The sequence below is a fragment of the Chryseobacterium sp. T16E-39 genome (assembly GCF_002216065.1).
Classification (GTDB): Bacteria; Bacteroidota; Bacteroidia; order Flavobacteriales; family Weeksellaceae; genus Chryseobacterium.
In genome coordinates, this window is sequence record NZ_CP022282.1 from 3,556,210 (window position 1) to 3,575,354 (window position 19,145).

Here is a 19,145-nt window from a genome sequence, read left to right on the forward strand (position 1 = left end):
ACTATGAAATTTCTTTTTTACAAAAGAAAATATCTTCTTCAGGATTTACTCCGAATTTTTTATATTTATCAGAAATATTCAGTCGTTCTACGATAAAACCCACATTTTCCAAACGGGTAACATAATCCTGACCATAAAGCCTTACATGATCAAACTGCCCAAAAAACTCTTTTCTTTTTTGAGGATCGGAAATTGTTGAATCTTCATGGGTTTCCAGGTTATTCTTAGAAATAGGAACTTGTAAAATGGCTTTGCCTCCAGGTTTTAATACTCTTAGAATTTCTCTCATAGCTTTTTGGTCATCATCAATATGCTCTAACACATGATTGCAAATCACCATGTCAAAATAGCTATTTTCGTAAGGGATATTTAAAACATTGATATTTTTTACATGTGCAGGATAATGATAGCTTTCTGTAAACAGGTCTCCGCAAATGTATTCTTTTAAATTATAATTCAAAAGGATCTTTGATAGTCTGGGCTCTGGTGCGATATGCAATATGCTATTGTTTTTCGGCAGATTTAATTCTTTAATAATAAAGGCATATAATAGTCTTTCCCGGTCTCTGGAATTACATTTATAACATCCTGCAGCTCTTCTTCCCCCTCCTATGACATGTTTTTCGATTAATACGGGTAAGTCATGTCCAACTATTTCCAGGTCTTTCGAATCATAACCGCAGAATGGGCAGTGATAATTTGAACCAGCATGGGAAAAGAGGATTAATTTTTTTTTAAGTCTTTCTAAAATTTTCATTTGTGTGTTTTATATTTTATGGGATTTTTAGATAAAATTACAAATTCAGAAAGGTGGGTCCTACTTGTGTTACTTTATTTCGTATTTCAATTAATTTTTTTTCTTCACCAAAAACTTCTTTATACTTTTGAGATAGTCTTTTGTATGTGTGGAAATTTCCGGTAATAAGGTTTTTGACAATACTTTGTTTGAGAGATTTCTTTTCTAATCTTGGAGCATCAGGGAGACCAGGGTTAATGATATTGGTTTCAATGCGTAGATTTTTATATTTGTTGTAATCTATTTTGTTCAAGGATTGTATACCATCATGTACCACTTTACTACCTGGAACCAGAATCGTTTTCTTTTTATGAAATAGCAGTCTGTTTGTATATTCAATATCCTCACCATAATGAAAGAAGTAAGGGTTGAATCCGCCCACGACTTCTATCGTTTTTTTAGGAAGAAGCCAATGCGCGGCATTTATAAAATTGAGTTCATAGAAAGGTTTAAGTGTCTGAAAATAAAGATCTGATATTAACCTTGTTTTCTCGCAGTTCTGGGCGATGTATTTGTCTAAAAAGATATCCAGATACTTTTCTGAACCATCTACATGCATTGGGCTTATAATTCCAATTTCTTCATGATTGGGATGGTTATTATATACTCCCAGAAGCTTTTCGAGACTGTCCGGATATATCCAGGCATCCTGGTTCATCAGATAAAAAAAATCGGCACCCTCTTTATATGCTTTTTCAATTCCGATATTATTGGCCTTACCAAAGCCTAAATTTTCTGAAGACTGGATGAAATCAATTTCAGGAAAATTTGATTGTATATACTCCTGTGTATTATCAGTAGATCCATTATCTATGACGATGCATTGTATGGGAATGGAAGATTGTCTTAAGCTGGTAAAACATCGTTCTGCCCATTTCATGGCATTATAAGTAACAATAATAAAATAAATCTTAGGCATCAGTGTTTAGATATATTTTTCAGTTAAAATTCTTAAATAATCATCTGATTGTATTCCTGAGAAAAAGGTGTCCGTACTATCATCAAAAAGAACTTTATAAAAATCACCTTCATCTTCTTCGTCATAAACGGCTTTTTTATTTATTTTCTCCTCTATCGCAGAGATAATTTCCTTTAAATTATAATAATAAGGGTAGGCAAAGTTGATGGTCTCATTCTTTATAGGCCTGCACGTACTATCTAAAAAATTAGAAATATCATCAATGTCCAGTAATAGTCTTCTTGCATTCCGATGCAGTATAAATTTTCCGTTATCTTTAATTTTTGTCTTTAAAAAATTAAAAAGAGTATTCGGATTTCCTCCTTTTCCTACGATATTTCCAATCCTTAAGATAAGGTAGTTGTCAGAATTGTCTTTGATATAGTTTTCCATTTCAAGTTTGTGCAGGACATAATGACTATTCTGTTTCGACTGGTCCTGAACACTTAATGTTGAGAAATAGATGATTTTTTTATCTTTATTATTTTCAAGGACATTGCTTAAAAGGCTGAATTCTCTTTTGAATTCTGCTTCTTTGGTTTCAAGCGAATTTGAAACTCCCGATGCAAAGTATACGATTTCATTTGTATCAATATTCCTTAATGAATTGGCAATAAGTCCTGTTCCTATGATCATTTATTTGTGTATTTATAGCTTCTATACAAAACTATTATTTTGTTTTTTTATCTGATATTTTTGTTTAATTGTACGTTGGCTCCATTTAATAGCATGATATAATTTTCTTGGCGTAAAAGAAAACTTCGACAAAACATTATAAAAAAAGTAACCTGCACTGGCCTTAAAAAAATCAAACTTAGAAATAACATTCGAATAACTCATTAACGTATAATAAAAATAACTGTTAAGTTTCAGATTACTATAATCTGAATTGTATTTTTTTATAAATGGAATAATGGCAAAGTCCTTTTTCATGACTTCGGATGTTACATTTTTTGAAATACTGGCACTAAACTGCCTATAAGTGCTCATTTCCTCGGGGAGTATTTTTATTTTGCCATAGCAGCCTGCTAATAAATAAAGACATCTGTCTGCTGAAATAATGTCTGTTGGGAAATCATCTTTTAAAATGTCCTTTCTGAAAAAGAAAGTGGAGGTCTGGCATATTTTTAAATCCGTTAAATCATCTTTTGATAATTCGTCTCCGGGATGATCGGAAAAACGGTGACTGGGAGTAGGGGTGTCTTCATATATGACTTTGGAATCCGTTCCTACAGCTGAAAAATTAGAGTGTGATTCCAAAAAATCAAATTGCTGTTGAATTTTTGAAGAATTAATCCAAAGATCATCACCATCTAAAATAGCGATATATTTTCCTGAAGCTTTTGAAAAAGAGAATAATGTATTTTTTACATATCCTAAATTGGGAACATTGTTAAAATACTTTATACGATCTCCTTTTGGGTGGGTGTTGATTAAATCCTGAATTACAGATTCTGTGTTATCCGGAGAATTATCATTACACACAATAATTTCGTAGGTACCGGAAAATTCCTGAGCGAAAATACTCTCAAGACATTCTTTGATATACCTTTCATGCTTATATGTTGTAATGCAGATGCTTATGTCCATGTAATTCTTTTAGATTATGAATAAATCAGTCAACTTAAGATCTAAATATTTATGACGGATACATTTCGCCATGTATATTTTTTTATCAACGAAATTCATTGTATTTAAATACAAATTCCTGTATTTAATGAATAATGAATATATTTCAGTTTTGTTTAATTCTTCTTCAGGATTTATTTCCTGGAATCTTTCGATAGCCTTTAAATAGGGCCAGACATGGTCCTTGAAATATTGCTGACTCTTTGAAATATTTTCTGTGTTTTGATTTTCTTCGGATTTATATCTTAAACCATATACCTGTCCGGGATGTAATCTGTAAGTAGATAAAGCTTTAGGAATAAATCCCAATTTATTTTTAATACTTAATTTTTGAACGATAAAATAATCGTGGGCAATAGGGAAATTTCTAATCTTATATTTTTCCAAAGCCGTCTTTCTTACAGCAAGTGCACAACCTAAGATAAAGCTGCCCTTATTAACGAGGGAAACAAAAAGATTATTTCTCTGGATATCTTTAATAACGTCATCATAAGTGATATGTTTCCAGTTTAAATATGATGGTTGTATGGTTTCGCCATCCATTAATTGTAAATCATGGAATACTCCGTCGAATTGCGGATTGTTATTGAAAAAACGAACAGTTTCCTCTACCTTGTCCTTGCTCCAAACATCATCCTGATCACTGATGATAATGATTTCATGAGTACAAAGAAATATTGCTTTTTCGAAATTTTTTATAAATCCCAGATTATTTTCACTCCTGAATATTTTTATCTGAGGATATTTTTTCTGATAGTCATTAAGAATTTCAATTGTCCGGTCAGAAGATCCATCATCACAAACAATAAGTTCATCAGGCAGCAGAGTTTGATCCAGAATTGTATCTAACTGCTGTGATAAATATTTTTCTCCATTATAGGTGCATAATGCTACTGATACTTTCATAGCTTGAAAAAATTAAAAATTTTATTTGCTAAAAGATATCTTTTACTATTTAGAAGGGATCTCAGGTGACTATTTTCCGAAGTTAATTTTTTATTGTCATCATATAAGCTTTCAAAACTTCCCAATTCCTTCGTAAAAAATTCTATATGTTTTCTATAAATGATATTATGAGTCTTTAATTTTTTATGATCACCATTTGCAGTCATTTCCTTGATCATGGATGTCTCTTTGATCCTATAAAAAAAGCCAATGTGTTTGAGTTGAAGTACTTCTCCACCATTTTTCAGAATAGAAATCCAAAAATCCCAGTCTTCCCAGCCGTAAATTAAGCTGGTATCATAGCCTCCGGCTTGTACCCAATTTTCTCTGTTAAAAAAAGCTGTGCAAAAGATCATATTTTTTACAGCCAGCGTTTTCCTGCTGTAAACAGGAAGCTCCCATTTCCCATGTTCAGATCCAAACTTTTCAGCTTCACAATAAACGACAGTATATCCTTTGTCGAATTCTTTTTCTGCCAATTCCAGATATTGATTGCTTACTTTATCATCGGCGTCCAGAGGTAATATCCAAGTGCCCTTTGCAATTTCTATTCCGGCATTTCTCGCAGAAGACAGCCCTCCATTTTCTTTATAAAGATATTGAAAACGAAGATCTTTCTGAATCCATTTTTCCACTACCTCTTCCGTGTTATCTGGCGAACCATCATTTACGATGATGCATTCCCAGTTCTGATAAGTCTGATCAAGAACGGATTGAAGGCATTCATCAAGATATTGAGCCTGATTGTAACAAGGAACGATGATGGAAATTTTTGGATCCATTGTTTACATGATTTTATTTAAAAATTTATAGAGAGACACCGGAACTTTATACTGCAATGCAATACTTAATCTTTTTATATTAAAAGGATATTTTTTGTAAGCTTCAATATACTGTGAAGATATCTTTTCTCCGGCGATATACTTTTTCTGGGTTATACCATTTAATTTATCTTTTACATCTCCATCCTTATCAAACATCATTTGAAGGATTAGGGTTTCTATATCAATTCTCTCTTTTTTAGAAGAAGAAAGATTGGAGTCATGAATTCTGTAATAGGCTAATTTTTGAGGAATATAGGCGATATAGTAAAGAGCGTTGATCTTTAACCATCTAAAGTAATCCTCTACAATAAAATCAGATTTATATTCTCCTGTTTTTGTGAGCGCTTCCTTTCGCATAACAACAGTCAGAGCTGCTATTCTATTTCCCTTAATTAACTGTTTTCTAAAAATATCTTTATCAATATTCCCAAGAGAATCATAATCTGCAATATCCGCGATCCTATTTGAATTTTCATCTACTCCATAAGTGTCTGTAAATACCATTCCAAAATCATCACCTAATTTTTCTAATTCGTCAACACTCTTTTCTATAGCTTCAGGGTGAAGAAAATCATCAGCAGCAATCAATTTTATATACTTACCTTTTGCAAGTTTAATACATTCGTTAAGCATCTCTGCCAAACCCGTATTCTTAGAATGAAATTTTTTTTCTGCTAAAAAATTATTATCAGATAACCAATTTTCAAAGATTGAGACAGAGTTATCTTGTGATGCATCATCTCCTACGATCAATTGGATATTACTATACGTTTGATTTTTTATACTGTCCAGACATTCTTTAATATAAGAAGAATGATTATAAGAAATGACAACAACAGTTACTAAGGGAAGCTCCATCATTAATATTCATTTAGAGCCTTAATAATAGTGTCAATTTCTTCGTCTCTTAAAACAGAAGAGATCGGTAAACTTAATACTTCTCTATGTATTTTTTCACTAATAGGAAAAGAAAGCATATTCATTTCTTTATAAGCCTCTTGATGATGAGGGGGAATAGGATAATGAATAATCGTGTGAATTCCTTTTTCAGTTAAATAGGTCTGAAGTTCATCTCTGTTTTCAGTTCGTATTACGAAAACGTGCCAAACATGTTCTTTTTCGTTGGATGGATTTTCAGGTAAAATGATTTTTGGATTGGTGATCTCTTTGATAAATCTTTTAGCAATTTCCCTACGGGCATCATTTTCTTCATGGATATATTTTAATTTTATATCCAATACAGCTGCCTGTATCTCATCGAGTCTTGAGTTAAGACCTTTGTATATATTGACATATTTTTGGTTTGATCCGTAATTTCCTAAAGCACGAATAGTTTCAAATAACTCTTTGTTGCTGGTCGTCACAGCACCCGCATCTCCCAAAGCACCAAGGTTCTTTCCCGGATAAAAACTAAATCCTGCAGCATCCCCAAGGTTTCCAGATTTTATATTATTCCATTCTGCGCCAATTGCCTGAGCATTATCCTCTACAATTTTTAATTGGTGTTTTTCTGCAAGACGTTGTAATTCTTCTGAGAAAATAATTCTTCCTTGTAGGTGAACGATAAGAATTGCTTTGGTTTTTGACGTGATTTTTTCTTCAATTTTTGAAATATCAATATTATAAGTATTGATTTCCGGTTCAACCAAAACTGGCACTAATCCATTGTCAGATAAGGCAAGAATAGAGGCAATATATGTATTGGCAGGGACAATTACTTCATCGCCCGGCTTCATAATTCCCAATTCTATATAAGCGCGAAATATTAAACGTAATGCGTCTAAACCATTTGCTACTCCTAAAGCGTATTTTGAACCAATATAATTGGTTAAGTTGGCTTCAAAATTTTTAAGCTCATTTCCTAATAGATACCACCCGCTTCGAAAAACTTCCAGAAGCTTATTTTCAATTTCTTCTTGATATTTTAGGTTTATCTTTTTTAAATCTAAAAAACTAATCATTTTCGTAACCATTTTTTAATTTCCAATTCTCAAATCCTTCTTGTTCCCAAGGCATATTTCTGGAGAAGTTAATTGGCCAGGGGTAATGAGATGCGTCTGTTCCTTTTAACTTAAGATCACGAACATCTTTTATTCTTTTAGCTGGATTTCCTATAACCAAAGAATAATCTTCATATTTTCCACCTACCAATGACTGAGCTCCAACGAGACAGTGTTTTCCTATTTCTGTGGCAGGAAGCAAAACAGTTCCTACAGCAATTTGAGAAAAATCACCAACGGTTGGCCCAATACATACATCTGAAGGTGGGGTAGGGTCGTTCGTAAAAACAACATATGGATAGATGAAAACATAGTTTCCTATTTTAGACTTTTGTCCTATGTGTACATTACTATGTAGCCAACAGCTATCTCCAAATTCAACATGTCCTTGTATATCAGAAACTGTTCCAACTCTACAGTTATTTCCGAATTTAGAATTTTCCCGGATCGTTACACGGTGACCGGTTGAAAATTTCTTTCCAAAGCTGGAACCTGCATATATAATAGAATGGCTTCTTATAAAAGCTTCTTCTGCTATAATAGTTTTGGGGTTTTCATAATTACTATTAAAATAATAATCATTTAATGGTTCACCTATTACACAATCATTACAAATAATTGAATTGTCACCAATGATCACATTATCGTATATAACTGTATTGTCACCTATTTTTACGTTTTTACCTATTGTAGCTTTTTCGCTAATATATACATTGATATTGTTGAACTTCATACTTAATATATGTTTTTTGTTATGGTAGCTTGGTGTTTAGTAATCTTTAAAATCTGCGTAGTCTCTAAAATAATCGTTTTCATCATAAAACTGTGAAGCTAAACATAATAGAACAGCATTATGTGAAAATTTGATGTCTCTCCAAATTAATTTAGGAATATATAACCCTTGTGAAGGATTGTCAAGGATAAAAGTTTCTTTGTTTCCTTCCTTATCTTCAATATTAAATTCTATCATGCCTGAAACGGCAAATATTATTTGTTCAAGGTTTTTATGAGCGTGTCCTCCTCGCATAATATCCTGAGGAGTATAATAAGTCCAATATACTCGCTTAATTTCAAACGGAATGTTTTTAAGGTTCTCAGCTACAGTGATAAAGCCTAGTGACGAGCTACCTATCTTTTCTAAATTAAAATATTGCACTTTATTCATTGCTACCTATTTTATATCATAATTAAAATTGGGCCTAATAATTCCCGGTAAAGCATTAATGTTTTTTCCCATTTTAACATTCTCAATCTCAAATCCAATTAATTCATTAGCAATAAAAAGAGGGATCTTTTGGTCTTCTCCGAACATGAGCTTAAAATAATAATTACCTGTGTTTAATAAGTTTGCAGGAAGTTCAAACTCCACCATATATTCTTTTCTTTGCGAATTATTATTCGTTGTAATAAAGGCTCCTGTATGAAAAACAACTACTTCTTCATAAGTTCTCAACTCAAAAGTAGTATCAAGGTTAATATTTTCTTTAAAATTATAGAACCTCAATTTTATTTTTATACCAGATTCAATGTCTAAAAATTGTCCTGTTATTGGTTTTGCCGAAAATTCTAAAATTCTAATATTTTCATTTCCCAGGGCTGTCTCTAGTGAGCCTTCATGAATATAGCTGCTTTGTCTCTCAGAATTTTTTTGATATTCTGTAATGGTCTCTATAATATTTCCTGCATAATCTAGTCTACCCTGATTCAATAAAATCCCACTTCTACAAAGTTCTTTTATTGCGGTCATATTATGGCTTACAAATAAAATAGTTCTTCCTTCTCCTTTGGTAACATCTCCCATTTTACCGAGACATTTTTTTTGAAAATCAGCATCTCCCACAGCAAGTACTTCATCTACAATTAGGATTTCTGATTCCAGATGGGCTGCTACAGCGAAGGCAAGACGGACGTACATTCCTGATGAATATCTTTTGACAGGTGTGTCGATGTATCTTTCTACACCAGAAAAATCCACGATTTCGTCAAATTTACGTTTGATTTCCTTGCGGGTCATTCCTAAAATTGCACCATTTAGAAAAACATTTTCCCGCCCTGTCATTTCAGGATGGAAACCCGTTCCCACCTCTAATAGGGATGCAATCCTTCCCTGGGTGTATATTTTCCCTGTAGTAGGTTTAGTTACTTTACTTAAAAGTTTTAATAAGGTGGATTTACCTGCGCCATTACGACCAATGATTCCTACGGCATCCCCTTGTTCGACTTCGAAATCGATATCACGAAGGGACCATACATATTCAGAATCACCTTTTGTTGTTCTGTCATTGGAATCACCAATTTTTAAATAAGGATCCTCTTTTCCTCTCACACTATGCCAGAATCTATTAAGGTCATGAGAAAGAGTTCCCGTACCCACTTGTCCTAAACGGTACTGTTTTGATATGTTTTCAGCTTTTAAAGCCAGCATTTTTTTTAATTTAAAAGTTAAACGTTTATTGTAGATTTCAACAGTTTTCTACTATTTAAATTAAACAGTATCCATGAAAGTTTTTTCAACCCTGTTGAAAATTACAACTCCTAGTGCTAGAAGTACTAGAATTATACCAGTACTAATTCCTAACATGAGTGGAGAAAAGTTACCAACGCCCAGCCATGCATATTTAAAGCATTCGAAAATACCAGTTAGCGGATTATAGTAAGCTAGGCTTTTAAATCCAGAAGGAAGAGAAGATGTTGGATATATAACCGGAGTAGCGTACATATACAGACTTACTCCGAATCCAAGTAACATATTTAAATCCTTATATTTTGTAGTAAGTGAAGAAAAAATCATGCCGACACCTAATGCAAAAAGAGCCATAAGAATGACAAGAAAAGGAGTAGCAAGTATCCAAATATTGGGATGTGCTTCACCTTTAGCGAAATAATATGCCCAAACTATCAGGAACAGTAAGAATTGTACACCAAATTTCATTAGGTTTGAAATGACGATTGATAGAGGAGTAACAAGTCTAGGGAAATATACTTTTCCAAAGATACCTGCGTTTCCGGCAAAAGTATATGATGTACCTGTTAGTGAAGTGGAAAAATAATTCCAAAGGGTAATTCCTGCCAAATAGAATAACAATGGAGGAGCGCCATCAGTTGGTAATTTAGCTATTCTTCCGAAAACAATTAAATAAGTAATCGTAGTGAAAATAGGATTGATAAAAAACCAAATAGGTCCTAATATGGTTTGCTTAAAGCTTGATACAAAATCTCTCTTTACAAACATATAAATAAGATCTTTATATCTCCATACTTCTTTGAGCTTTAAATCAAATAAAGTATGATTAGCTTCAATAGTTTCTGTCCACTTTTGTTGTGGTTCATTCATTTGTGTTAAGTTTTTGCAAATTTATAATAATTAATTTTTTCATAGCTTATCATATTATGAATTATTATTCACGTAAAAACGAAAAATAAAAACTAATATATTGATATTTATTATTATAAACAAAAGCTGTAGCCCATGAAGACAACAGCTTTATGAAATTTTTATGATAGGAACTATTTATTTACAAGTTGAGTGAGATATTTTCCATATCCACTTTTTCCGTATTTTAATGCAGTGTTGAGTAGTTTTTCCTCGTCGATAAATTTATTCCGAAAGGCAATCTCCTCAATACATCCGATTTTAAAACCTTGTCTTTTTTCAATAACGCTTACGAATTCTGAAGCATCATGAAGGGAGTCAAATGTTCCAGTATCAAGCCACGCTGTTCCTCTATCCAAAACTCCTACCTCAAGTTTACCTTTTTTGAGATAAACATTATTTACGTCCGTAATTTCCAGCTCGCCACGAGGTGAAGGCTGTATGCTTTTAGCAATTTCTACGACTTCATTATCATAAAAATACAAACCGGGAACTGCATAATTTGATTTCGGATGAGTTGGTTTTTCTTCTATTGATACCGCTTTGAAATCTTTGTCGAATTCTACTACTCCGTATCTTTCAGGATCTGAAACATGATAGGCGAAAACAACACCTCCGTCCGGATTGGTTTTATTTTTTAGTAAAGTTCCCATTTCCGAACCATAGAAAATATTATCACCAAGTACTAATGCTGCAGGATCATTTCCAATAAAAGCGTCCCCCAGAATGAATGCCTGTGCAAGACCATCCGGACTTGGCTGTACAATATACTCTATATTACATCCTATCTGAGAACCGTCTCCCAATAGTTTAATAAATCCTTCCTGATCATGAGGGGTAGTAATAATAAGTATGTCTTTAATACCGGCTAATAATAAAGTTGATAGAGGGTAATAAATCATTGGTTTGTCATAAACCGGCATCAATTGCTTACTTACTGCAATTGTAAGGGGATAAAGTCTTGTTCCGGAACCTCCGGCAAGGATGATACCTTTCATCTGTTTTTGTAGTTTTTATTTATGGATTAGTTATATTGATTTTCATAATATCTTTGATAATCCCCTGAAGTCACATTTTCAAGCCACTCCTTGTTTTCCAAATACCAATCGATGGTTTTTGATAGCCCTTGTTCAAAAGTTACAGAAGGTTCCCACCCTAAATCTTTGTTTAGTTTTGTGGCGTCTATGGCATAACGTTTATCATGCCCTGGTCTGTCTTTTACAAATGTTATCAGCTTTTCAGAATAGCCTTCAGGTTTTCCAAGTTTCGAATCCATTTGATTAATGAGCTCCCTTACAAGGTCTATATTCTGCCATTCGTTAAATCCACCGATATTATAGGTTTCTCCTGTTTTGGCTTTATTGAAGATCTCATGAATAGCTTTCGCATGATCAATTACAAATAACCAATCTCTTGTATATTTTCCATCTCCATAGATCGGTAATGGCTTTTCATTGATAATGTTGGAAATGCAAAGAGGGATTAGCTTTTCCGGGAAATGATTGGGACCATAATTGTTTGAGCAATTGGATACGATAAAAGGCATTCCATATGTATTTCCGTATGCCCTTACTAAGTGATCTGAAGCTGCTTTTGATGCAGAATAAGGAGACTGTGGATCATAAGATGTTGTTTCCAGAAAGAATCCTGTCTCCCCTAAACTTCCATACACTTCATCAGTGGAAACATGATAGAATAAGTTTTTTCTTGTTTCATCAGGGAATCTTCCATGGGTGTGATCCGGATTTAATGTCCAGAATTCTTTGCATAGGTTAAGAAGGTTTGCCGTACCATTTACATTAGTATTAATAAAAGCCATAGGATCAGTAATACTTCTGTCAACATGACTTTCAGCAGCTAAATGGATGATAGCATCAGGGTTATATTTTTCAAAAACAACCCTTAGTTCTTCAGGTTTTGTTATATCTGCTTTTTCGAAAACGTAATTGGGTTCATTTTCGATATCTTTTAGATTTTCGAGATTTCCGGCGTAAGTAAGGGCATCTAAATTGATGATTGTTGAATTAGGATTATTTTTTACAAATTCTCTTACAACATGGGATCCGATAAAGCCAGCCCCTCCAGTAATGATTATATTTTTCATTTTAATATTTTGAAAAAATTAAGTGTTAAAGATAATAAAAGTATTAAGATAAGCATTATTCATACGTCTTTATGGTGTATGAAATTTGGTTATCCTGATATTTAAAAAGTAATAGCTATGGCTATGATCAGATCGTTTTTTAAATCTGTTAATTCTGTACCGTTTGTCTTCCTATGCTTTTATAATAAAAACCATTTTGTTTAGGGACTTCTAAAGGATACATATTTCTTCCGTCAAAAATAGCTTTGTTACGCATTTTTTCTGCCATGAGTTTAAAATTGGGGTTCTTAAATTCTGGCCATTCTGTAGCAATAAATAACGCGTCAGCTTCCTCTAGCGCGTCATACATATTCTTTGCATATTGGATTTGATCGCCAATGATTTTTTGGACATTATTTTCTGCGACTAAATCATATGCGATTATTTCAGCTCCTTTCTTCAGTAAAAGCTCAATATTATCCAAAGAAGATGCTTCGCGGATGTCATCTGTATTTGCTTTAAATGCCAGACCCCATATTGCTATTTTTTTTCCTTTTAGATCACCTCCAAAATATTTCTCAATTTCAGAGACCAAAATTACTTTCTGGGAAACATTTACATTTTCGGTTGCTTCTAAGATCTGGAAATTAAAGTTTTCTTGCTTTCCTGATTTGATCAAAGCTTTCACGTCTTTAGGGAAACAGCTTCCTCCATATCCTATTCCGGGAAATAAAAATCGATGTCCAATTCTGTCATCACTTCCCATACCCAGTCTCACTTTATCTACATCTGCACCCACTTTTGCGCAATAATTTGCGATCTCATTCATGAATGTAATTTTTACAGCTAAAAAGGAATTAGAAGCATATTTAGTAAGTTCAGACGATTTTTCATCCATGAAAATAATAGGGATTCCTGTATTTGTAAAAGGCTGGTAAATTTTTGACATAATGTCCTTTGCTCTTTCGGAGCTAGAACCTACGACAACTCTGGCAGGATTCATGGAGTCTTCCACAGCAAAGCCCTCTCTTAAAAACTCTGGATTAGAGACAACGTCAAAAGGAATATTTGTTTTTGAAGAAATAACTTCTCTTACTTTATCTGCAGTACCTACCGGAACTGTACTTTTATTCACGATGACTTTATAATCGGTCATCATTTCTCCAATATCATTGGCAACTCCTAATACATAAGAAAGATCTGCTGATCCGTCCTCTCCCGGGGGAGTTGGTAGTGCAAGGTATATGACTTCACTTTTGTCTAAAGCTTTTTTTAAATCGGTCGTGAAAAATAATCTCTCTGCCTGAATGTTTCTATTAAACATTTCCTCCAGATTCGGCTCATAGATGGGAACTACGCCGTTTTTCATGCCTTCTACTTTTTTTTCATCAATATCAACACAGTAAACTGAATTGCCAAGTTCTGCAAGGGTTGTTCCTGTAACTAATCCTACATAACCTGTTCCTACAATTGTTATATTCAAAATATATGTTTTTAAAAATTCAAGACAAAAATAATAAAAATACTCTCAATACCTTGTTAAATTTAATGTTACTTATTTATCTGATAATAAGATGATTTTGCTTTTTTAGAAAAAATATCTTATATTTGCAGTGGATTTACGGAAAAAAATGAGAAGGCTTCGGAAGAAAGCCTTTTTTCGTACTGTAAATCAAGCATAAAATTATGGAGTTTAGAAAGAGAATTGAAGAATTATTAAATGAGTTTCTTGAAACCAGAAAAGATTTGTTTCTTACAGATCTGAAGATTTCTGCAGGGGATGATATTACAGTGATTTTAGATGGTGATAATGGAGTTTCATTGCAGGATTGCCTTGATGCAAGCCGCGCAATAGAATTCAATATGGATCGTGAAGAGCATGATTTTAGTCTTCAGGTAATGTCTGCAGGATTAAGCGAACCATTATCGACTCCGAGACAATTTAAGAAAAATATAGGAAGAGAAATTGAAATTTTACTTGAGGACTCTTCAAAAATAGAAGGTGAATTGTCAAAAGTAGACGAAGAGAAGATCACGCTTGTTTTGCGTTACCGAAAGCCAAAAGATATTGGAAAAGGTAAAGTAGATGTGGAAGAGGAAAAAGAAATTCCTTATTCTGAGATTAAAAAAGCATTAGTAGTAATTAAATTTTAAAAAGAAAAAAAATAAATGGATAATATAGCGTTGATTGAATCCTTTGGTGATTTTAAAGACGAAAAGGGGATCAGTAAGATTGATCTTATGGCAATTATTGAGGATTCACTGAAAACTCTTTTGAGAAAAAGATTTGATTCAGATGATCATTTTGATGTGATTGTGAACCCCGATAAAGGAGATTTTCAGATATTTTTAAATAAAACGATTGTTGAGGACGAAATGTCGGAAGATGATGATTTGGAGATTGAAATTTCTGAGGCAAAAAAAATCGACCCGACTTTTGAAGTAGGTGAAGACTTTACTATGGAGATTCCTGTTGCACAACTGGGAAGAAGAAATATCTTAACTTTGAAGCAGATACTTGCTACAAAACTGCAGGAGCACAATAATGCAATGTTGTATGAGCAGTTCAGAGATAGGATTGGAGAGATTGTAGTTGGAGAAATCCACCATATTCGTCACAAACATGTAATTTTGCTGGATGATGAAGGTAACGAATTTATTTTACCAAAAGAAAATCAGATTCCATCTGACTTCTTTAAGAAGGGTGAAAATATTAGAGCTATTGTTGAGACAGTTGACTTTAAAGGTTCTAAGCCGCAGATTATCATTTCCAGAACAGCTCCAAAGTTCTTAGAAAAATTACTAGAACTGGAAATTCCTGAAATTCAGGATGGAACAATCATGTTGAAAAAGGTTGTTAGAATTCCTGGAGAGAAAGCAAAAATTGCAGTAGATGCTTATGATGATAGAATTGATCCTGTTGGTGCTTGTGTGGGTGTTAAAGGATCCAGAATTCATGGAGTTGTAAGAGAATTGAAGAATGAAAACATAGATGTTATTCAGTGGTCTAAAAATCCTGAGATTTTAGTGAAAAGAGCATTAGGAAATGTGACAATCAATAAAATTGACATCAATGAGAATAGTAACTATGCATTGGTTTATACCCCTGTAGAAGAAATCTCTAAAGTGATCGGAAAACAAGGTCAGAATATTAGATTAGCTTCATGGTTGTCAGGATATGAAATTGATGTGTATAGAGAGTCTAGTGAGGATGACGATGTTGAATTGAGAGAGTTTAATGACGATATCGAACAATGGATTTTAGATGAATTTAAGAAAGTAGGTCTTACTACTGCGAAATCAGTGTTAGATAAAGATACTGAGAGTCTTTTAAATATGGTTGACTTAGAAGAAGAAACCATTGAAGATGTAAAACGCATCCTAAGAGAAGAATTTGAAGATTAAAATTTTAAATAAATTTTAATAAAAAGTAGAAAGGAAATACTTTAATTTTAGAAATTAAAAAAAACAGTAAATAATATAAATGCCAAAAATAAGATTAAATAAAGCGGTTAAGGAATTCAACATTTCGATGTCCAGATTAGTAGAATTTTTACAGTCAAAGGATTTCGAGGTTGAAAACAATCCTAACGCTCAATTAGAAGAAGCGGCATATTCTGCATTGGAGGCTGAGTTTGCCAAGGATGGTGAACAACGTAAAGCTTCCCATGAGGTGGTGATCATCAAGGTTCCGGAAGAAAAACTGGAAATTGAGGAGAAGAAAACCCCTGAAGTAATAAGAGCTAAAGCTAATAAACCAGAAACTAAAATTTTAGGTAAGATAGATTTGGATTCTAAAAAACCTGAGGCTGAAGAAGCTCCTGAGGCTCCTGTTGTTCCTGTAACTCCTCCTGTTGAAGAAGCTAAGGAAGAAAAAGTAACGGAAGTGGAACCTGAAGTTAAGGTGACTCCTGAAAAACAGGAATTTAAAGTTCTGGACAAAATCGATTTGTCACAAATCGAGACAAGAAATAGACCAGTAAAAAAAGATAAACCAAAAGTGGAGGAGAAAAAAGTGGAAGAAAAACCAATTGAAGTTGTGAAAGAAACTCCGAAACCAGTTGTTGAAACTGAAACTAAACCAATTGCTGAGGTGAAAGAAGAACCTGTAAAAAATGATGAACAGCCCCAAGAACCTCAGAAAATTGAGACGGTTTATCAAAAATTAGACGGTCCTAAAATTGTTGGTGAAAAAATTGATTTGACTCAGTTTGCACCAAAACCAAATTCGGGAGCGAAAAAGAAAAGAAAAAGAATTGAAAAGCCAGGCGGCCCTAATCAACAGAATACAGGGAACAACCAGCAAGGTGGCGGAAATAATAACCAACAAGGAGGTGGTCAAGGAAACCGTCCGCAAGGACAAGGTGGACCAGGTGGAAACCGTCCGCAAGGTCAGGGAGGTCAGGGAAACCGTCCTCAAGGACAAGGTGGGCAAGGAGGAAACCGTCCTTTTAATAACAATAATCAAGGGAATCGTCCTGCGGGTCAGGGAGGTGGATTCAAAAAAGGTCCTGGTGGCAATAACAACAGACCTGGGCAAAGAACTATGCCAGTTGAATTAACTGACGAGCAAGTTAAGAACCAGATCAAAGAAACCCTTGAGAAATTAACAAACAAAGGTGGTAAATCTAAATCTGCCAAACACAGAAAAGATAAGAGAACTTATCGTAGAGAGCAGGATGAGCGTCAGCAAGAGATTGACGCACAAGATAGAACATTAAAGGTTACCGAATTTATCACGGTAGGAGAATTGGCGAGTTTGATGAACGTGTCACCGACAGAAGTTATTTCTGCTTGTTTCTCCCTAGGGGTAATGGTAACAATGAACCAAAGACTTGAAGCCGATACTCTATTATTGGTGGCTGATGAATTTGGATATAAAATTGAATTTTCTGATGCGGATCTGGAAGAGACGGAATCTGAAGAGGATATGGATACAGAGGAGGATCTTTCTCCAAGAGCACCAATTGTAACTGTAATGGGTCACGTTGACCATGGTAAAACATCTCTACTTGACTACATTAGAAAAACGAATGTTATTGCTGGTGAATCAGGAGGTATTACACAGCACATTGGAGCTTACAATGTAAAATTAGAAAACGGACAGAGAATAACATTCTTAGATACTCCAGGTCACGAGGCGTTTACAGCGATGAGAGCTAGAGGTGCTCAAATCACGGATATTGCAATTATTGTAATTGCTGCAGACGATGATGTAATGCCTCAGACGAGAGAAGCTATCTCTCACGCTCAGGCTGCTGGTGTACCGATGATTATTGCATTAAATAAAGTTGATAGACCGTCGGCGAATCCGGATAATATTCGTCAACAGCTTTCTGGTATGAACATCTTAGTAGAAGAATGGGGTGGAAATGTTCAGGCTCAGGAGATTTCAGCGAAGTTTGGTAATAATATGGATGTCCTATTGGAAAAAGTATTACTTCAGGCTGAAATGCTTGACTTGAAAGCTAATCCTGATAGAAATGCTCAAGGTGTTGTAATTGAAGCTTCGTTGGATAAAGGAAGAGGATATGTAGCTACCATGTTGGTGCAAACAGGAACCTTAAGAGTAGGTGATTATGTACTTGCCGGAAAAAATCATGGTAAAGTAAAAGCAATGCTTGATGAAAGAGGAAGAAACCTTAAAGAAGCGGGGCCTTCAATTCCGGTTACGATCTTAGGTTTAGATGGAGCTCCTACAGCAGGGGATAAATTTAAAGTATATGCAGATGAAAGTGAAGCTAAAACGATCGCAAATAAGAGAGAGCAACTTCAAAGAGAACTTTCAATCAGAACTAAGAAGCACACTACACTTGAAGAGCTTGGAAGACGAATTGCGTTAGGTGAATTTAAAGAATTGAATATTATCTTAAAAGGTGACGTGGACGGTTCTGTGGAAGCATTATCAGATCAGTTACAAAGATTATCAACTGAAGAAATCAGCGTAAATATCTTACACAAAGGAGTTGGTCAGATCACTGAATCTGATGTTAACCTTGCTACTGCTTCTGATGCTATTATCATTGGATTTAATGTTAGAGCGGGTGGTAATGCCAAAGAATTAGCAGATAAAGAAGAAATTGAAATCAGAACTTATTCTGTAATCTATGCTGCTATTGATGAGGTTAAAGAAGCGATGGAAGGTATGCTTTCTCCTGAAATTAAGGAGCAAGTAATCGGTAATGTTGAGATCAGAGAAGTATTTAAAATTTCTAAGGTTGGAACAATTGCAGGATGTATGGTTCTTTCAGGAAAAGTTACGAGAAGTGCAAAAGTAAGAGTTTTAAGAGATGGTATCGTTAAATTCGATGGCGAGCTTGAGAGTTTAAAACGTTTTAAAGATGATGTGAGAGAGGTGACAAAAGGTTACGAATGTGGATTGAATTTAAAAGGTTATAACGATATTGAAATTGGTGACATTCTTGAAGTATATGAAGAAGTTGCCGTTAAGAAAAAGTTGAAATAATTCACTTTTATGATATATAAAACCACTTTGAAAAAAGTGGTTTTTTTTGTGTTTGTTAAAAAAAAGTTAAT

General features: G+C 33.9%; 18 protein-coding genes. 3 read left to right on the forward strand and 15 right to left on the reverse strand.

Translation table 11 applies throughout. From position 1 onward, the window contains the following. Position 1: 1 nt before the first annotated feature. The 15 genes from CEY12_RS16115 to CEY12_RS16185 form a co-directional block, all read right to left on the reverse strand. Positions 2-757: a class I SAM-dependent methyltransferase gene (locus CEY12_RS16115; RefSeq protein WP_089028664.1), complete on the reverse strand. Its 756-nt coding sequence runs from the start codon at positions 755-757 to the stop codon at positions 2-4. A gap of 37 nt (positions 758-794) precedes the next feature. Further along, positions 795-1,715, reverse strand: coding sequence for a glycosyltransferase family 2 protein (locus tag CEY12_RS16120; RefSeq protein ID WP_089028665.1), 921 nt, complete (start codon positions 1,713-1,715; stop codon positions 795-797). Positions 1,716-1,721: 6 nt separating this feature from the next. After that, entirely contained in the window at positions 1,722-2,390 is a 669-nt protein-coding gene (locus CEY12_RS16125; protein ID WP_089028666.1) for an NAD(P)-dependent oxidoreductase, read from the reverse strand. Positions 2,391-2,411: 21 nt separating this feature from the next. Then, entirely contained in the window at positions 2,412-3,344 is a 933-nt protein-coding gene (locus CEY12_RS16130) for a glycosyltransferase family 2 protein (RefSeq protein WP_089028667.1), read from the reverse strand. Between the two features lie 9 nt (positions 3,345-3,353). Beyond that, positions 3,354-4,289 carry a glycosyltransferase gene (locus CEY12_RS16135; protein ID WP_089028668.1) on the reverse strand — a complete coding sequence of 312 codons (936 nt, stop codon included), beginning with the start codon at positions 4,287-4,289 and terminating at the stop codon, positions 3,354-3,356. Then, positions 4,286-5,110, reverse strand: coding sequence for a glycosyltransferase family 2 protein (locus tag CEY12_RS16140; RefSeq protein WP_089028669.1), 825 nt, complete (start codon positions 5,108-5,110; stop codon positions 4,286-4,288). Before CEY12_RS16140 ends, CEY12_RS16135 begins: the two co-directional genes overlap by 4 nt. 3 nt (positions 5,111-5,113) lie before the next feature. Further along, positions 5,114-6,013: a glycosyltransferase family 2 protein gene (locus CEY12_RS16145; RefSeq protein WP_089028670.1), complete on the reverse strand. Its 900-nt coding sequence runs from the start codon at positions 6,011-6,013 to the stop codon at positions 5,114-5,116. Next, positions 6,013-7,113: a DegT/DnrJ/EryC1/StrS family aminotransferase gene (locus tag CEY12_RS16150; RefSeq protein WP_089029902.1), complete on the reverse strand. Its 1,101-nt coding sequence runs from the start codon at positions 7,111-7,113 to the stop codon at positions 6,013-6,015. The genes CEY12_RS16145 and CEY12_RS16150 overlap by 1 nt, the downstream gene beginning before the upstream one ends. Next, a complete protein-coding gene (locus CEY12_RS16155; RefSeq protein WP_089028671.1) occupies positions 7,106-7,885 on the reverse strand; it encodes an N-acetyltransferase in 780 nt (259 codons plus the stop codon). The genes CEY12_RS16150 and CEY12_RS16155 overlap by 8 nt, the downstream gene beginning before the upstream one ends. A gap of 36 nt (positions 7,886-7,921) precedes the next feature. Continuing rightward, a complete protein-coding gene (locus tag CEY12_RS16160) occupies positions 7,922-8,317 on the reverse strand; it encodes a sugar 3,4-ketoisomerase (RefSeq protein WP_089028672.1) in 396 nt (131 codons plus the stop codon). Positions 8,318-8,323: 6 nt separating this feature from the next. After that, entirely contained in the window at positions 8,324-9,577 is a 1,254-nt protein-coding gene (locus tag CEY12_RS16165; protein WP_089028673.1) for an ABC transporter ATP-binding protein, read from the reverse strand. A 60-nt stretch (positions 9,578-9,637) separates the two neighbouring features. After that, positions 9,638-10,486, reverse strand: a complete 849-nt coding sequence (locus tag CEY12_RS16170; protein WP_089028674.1) for an ABC transporter permease — start codon at positions 10,484-10,486, stop codon at positions 9,638-9,640. A gap of 173 nt (positions 10,487-10,659) precedes the next feature. After that, positions 10,660-11,523 (reverse strand): glucose-1-phosphate thymidylyltransferase RfbA, encoded by an 864-nt coding sequence (gene rfbA, locus CEY12_RS16175; protein WP_089028675.1) that lies wholly within the window; start codon positions 11,521-11,523, stop codon positions 10,660-10,662. Between the two features lie 26 nt (positions 11,524-11,549). Next, positions 11,550-12,629, reverse strand: coding sequence for a dTDP-glucose 4,6-dehydratase (rfbB, locus tag CEY12_RS16180; protein ID WP_089028676.1), 1,080 nt, complete (start codon positions 12,627-12,629; stop codon positions 11,550-11,552). Between the two features lie 148 nt (positions 12,630-12,777). Continuing rightward, positions 12,778-14,091: a UDP-glucose dehydrogenase family protein gene (locus CEY12_RS16185; protein ID WP_089028677.1), complete on the reverse strand. Its 1,314-nt coding sequence runs from the start codon at positions 14,089-14,091 to the stop codon at positions 12,778-12,780. A 203-nt stretch (positions 14,092-14,294) separates the two neighbouring features. Here CEY12_RS16185 and rimP point away from each other — a divergent pair, with 203 nt between their 5' ends. The 3 genes from rimP (at position 14,295) to infB (ending at position 19,074) form a co-directional block, all read left to right on the forward strand. After that, a complete protein-coding gene (rimP, locus tag CEY12_RS16190) occupies positions 14,295-14,762 on the forward strand; it encodes a ribosome assembly cofactor RimP (RefSeq protein ID WP_089028678.1) in 468 nt (155 codons plus the stop codon). 15 nt (positions 14,763-14,777) lie between these two features. Next, positions 14,778-16,013 (forward strand): transcription termination factor NusA, encoded by a 1,236-nt coding sequence (nusA, locus tag CEY12_RS16195; RefSeq protein ID WP_089028679.1) that lies wholly within the window; start codon positions 14,778-14,780, stop codon positions 16,011-16,013. A 79-nt stretch (positions 16,014-16,092) separates the two neighbouring features. Beyond that, a complete protein-coding gene (gene infB, locus CEY12_RS16200) occupies positions 16,093-19,074 on the forward strand; it encodes a translation initiation factor IF-2 (RefSeq protein WP_089028680.1) in 2,982 nt (993 codons plus the stop codon). Positions 19,075-19,145: the final 71 nt, after the last annotated feature.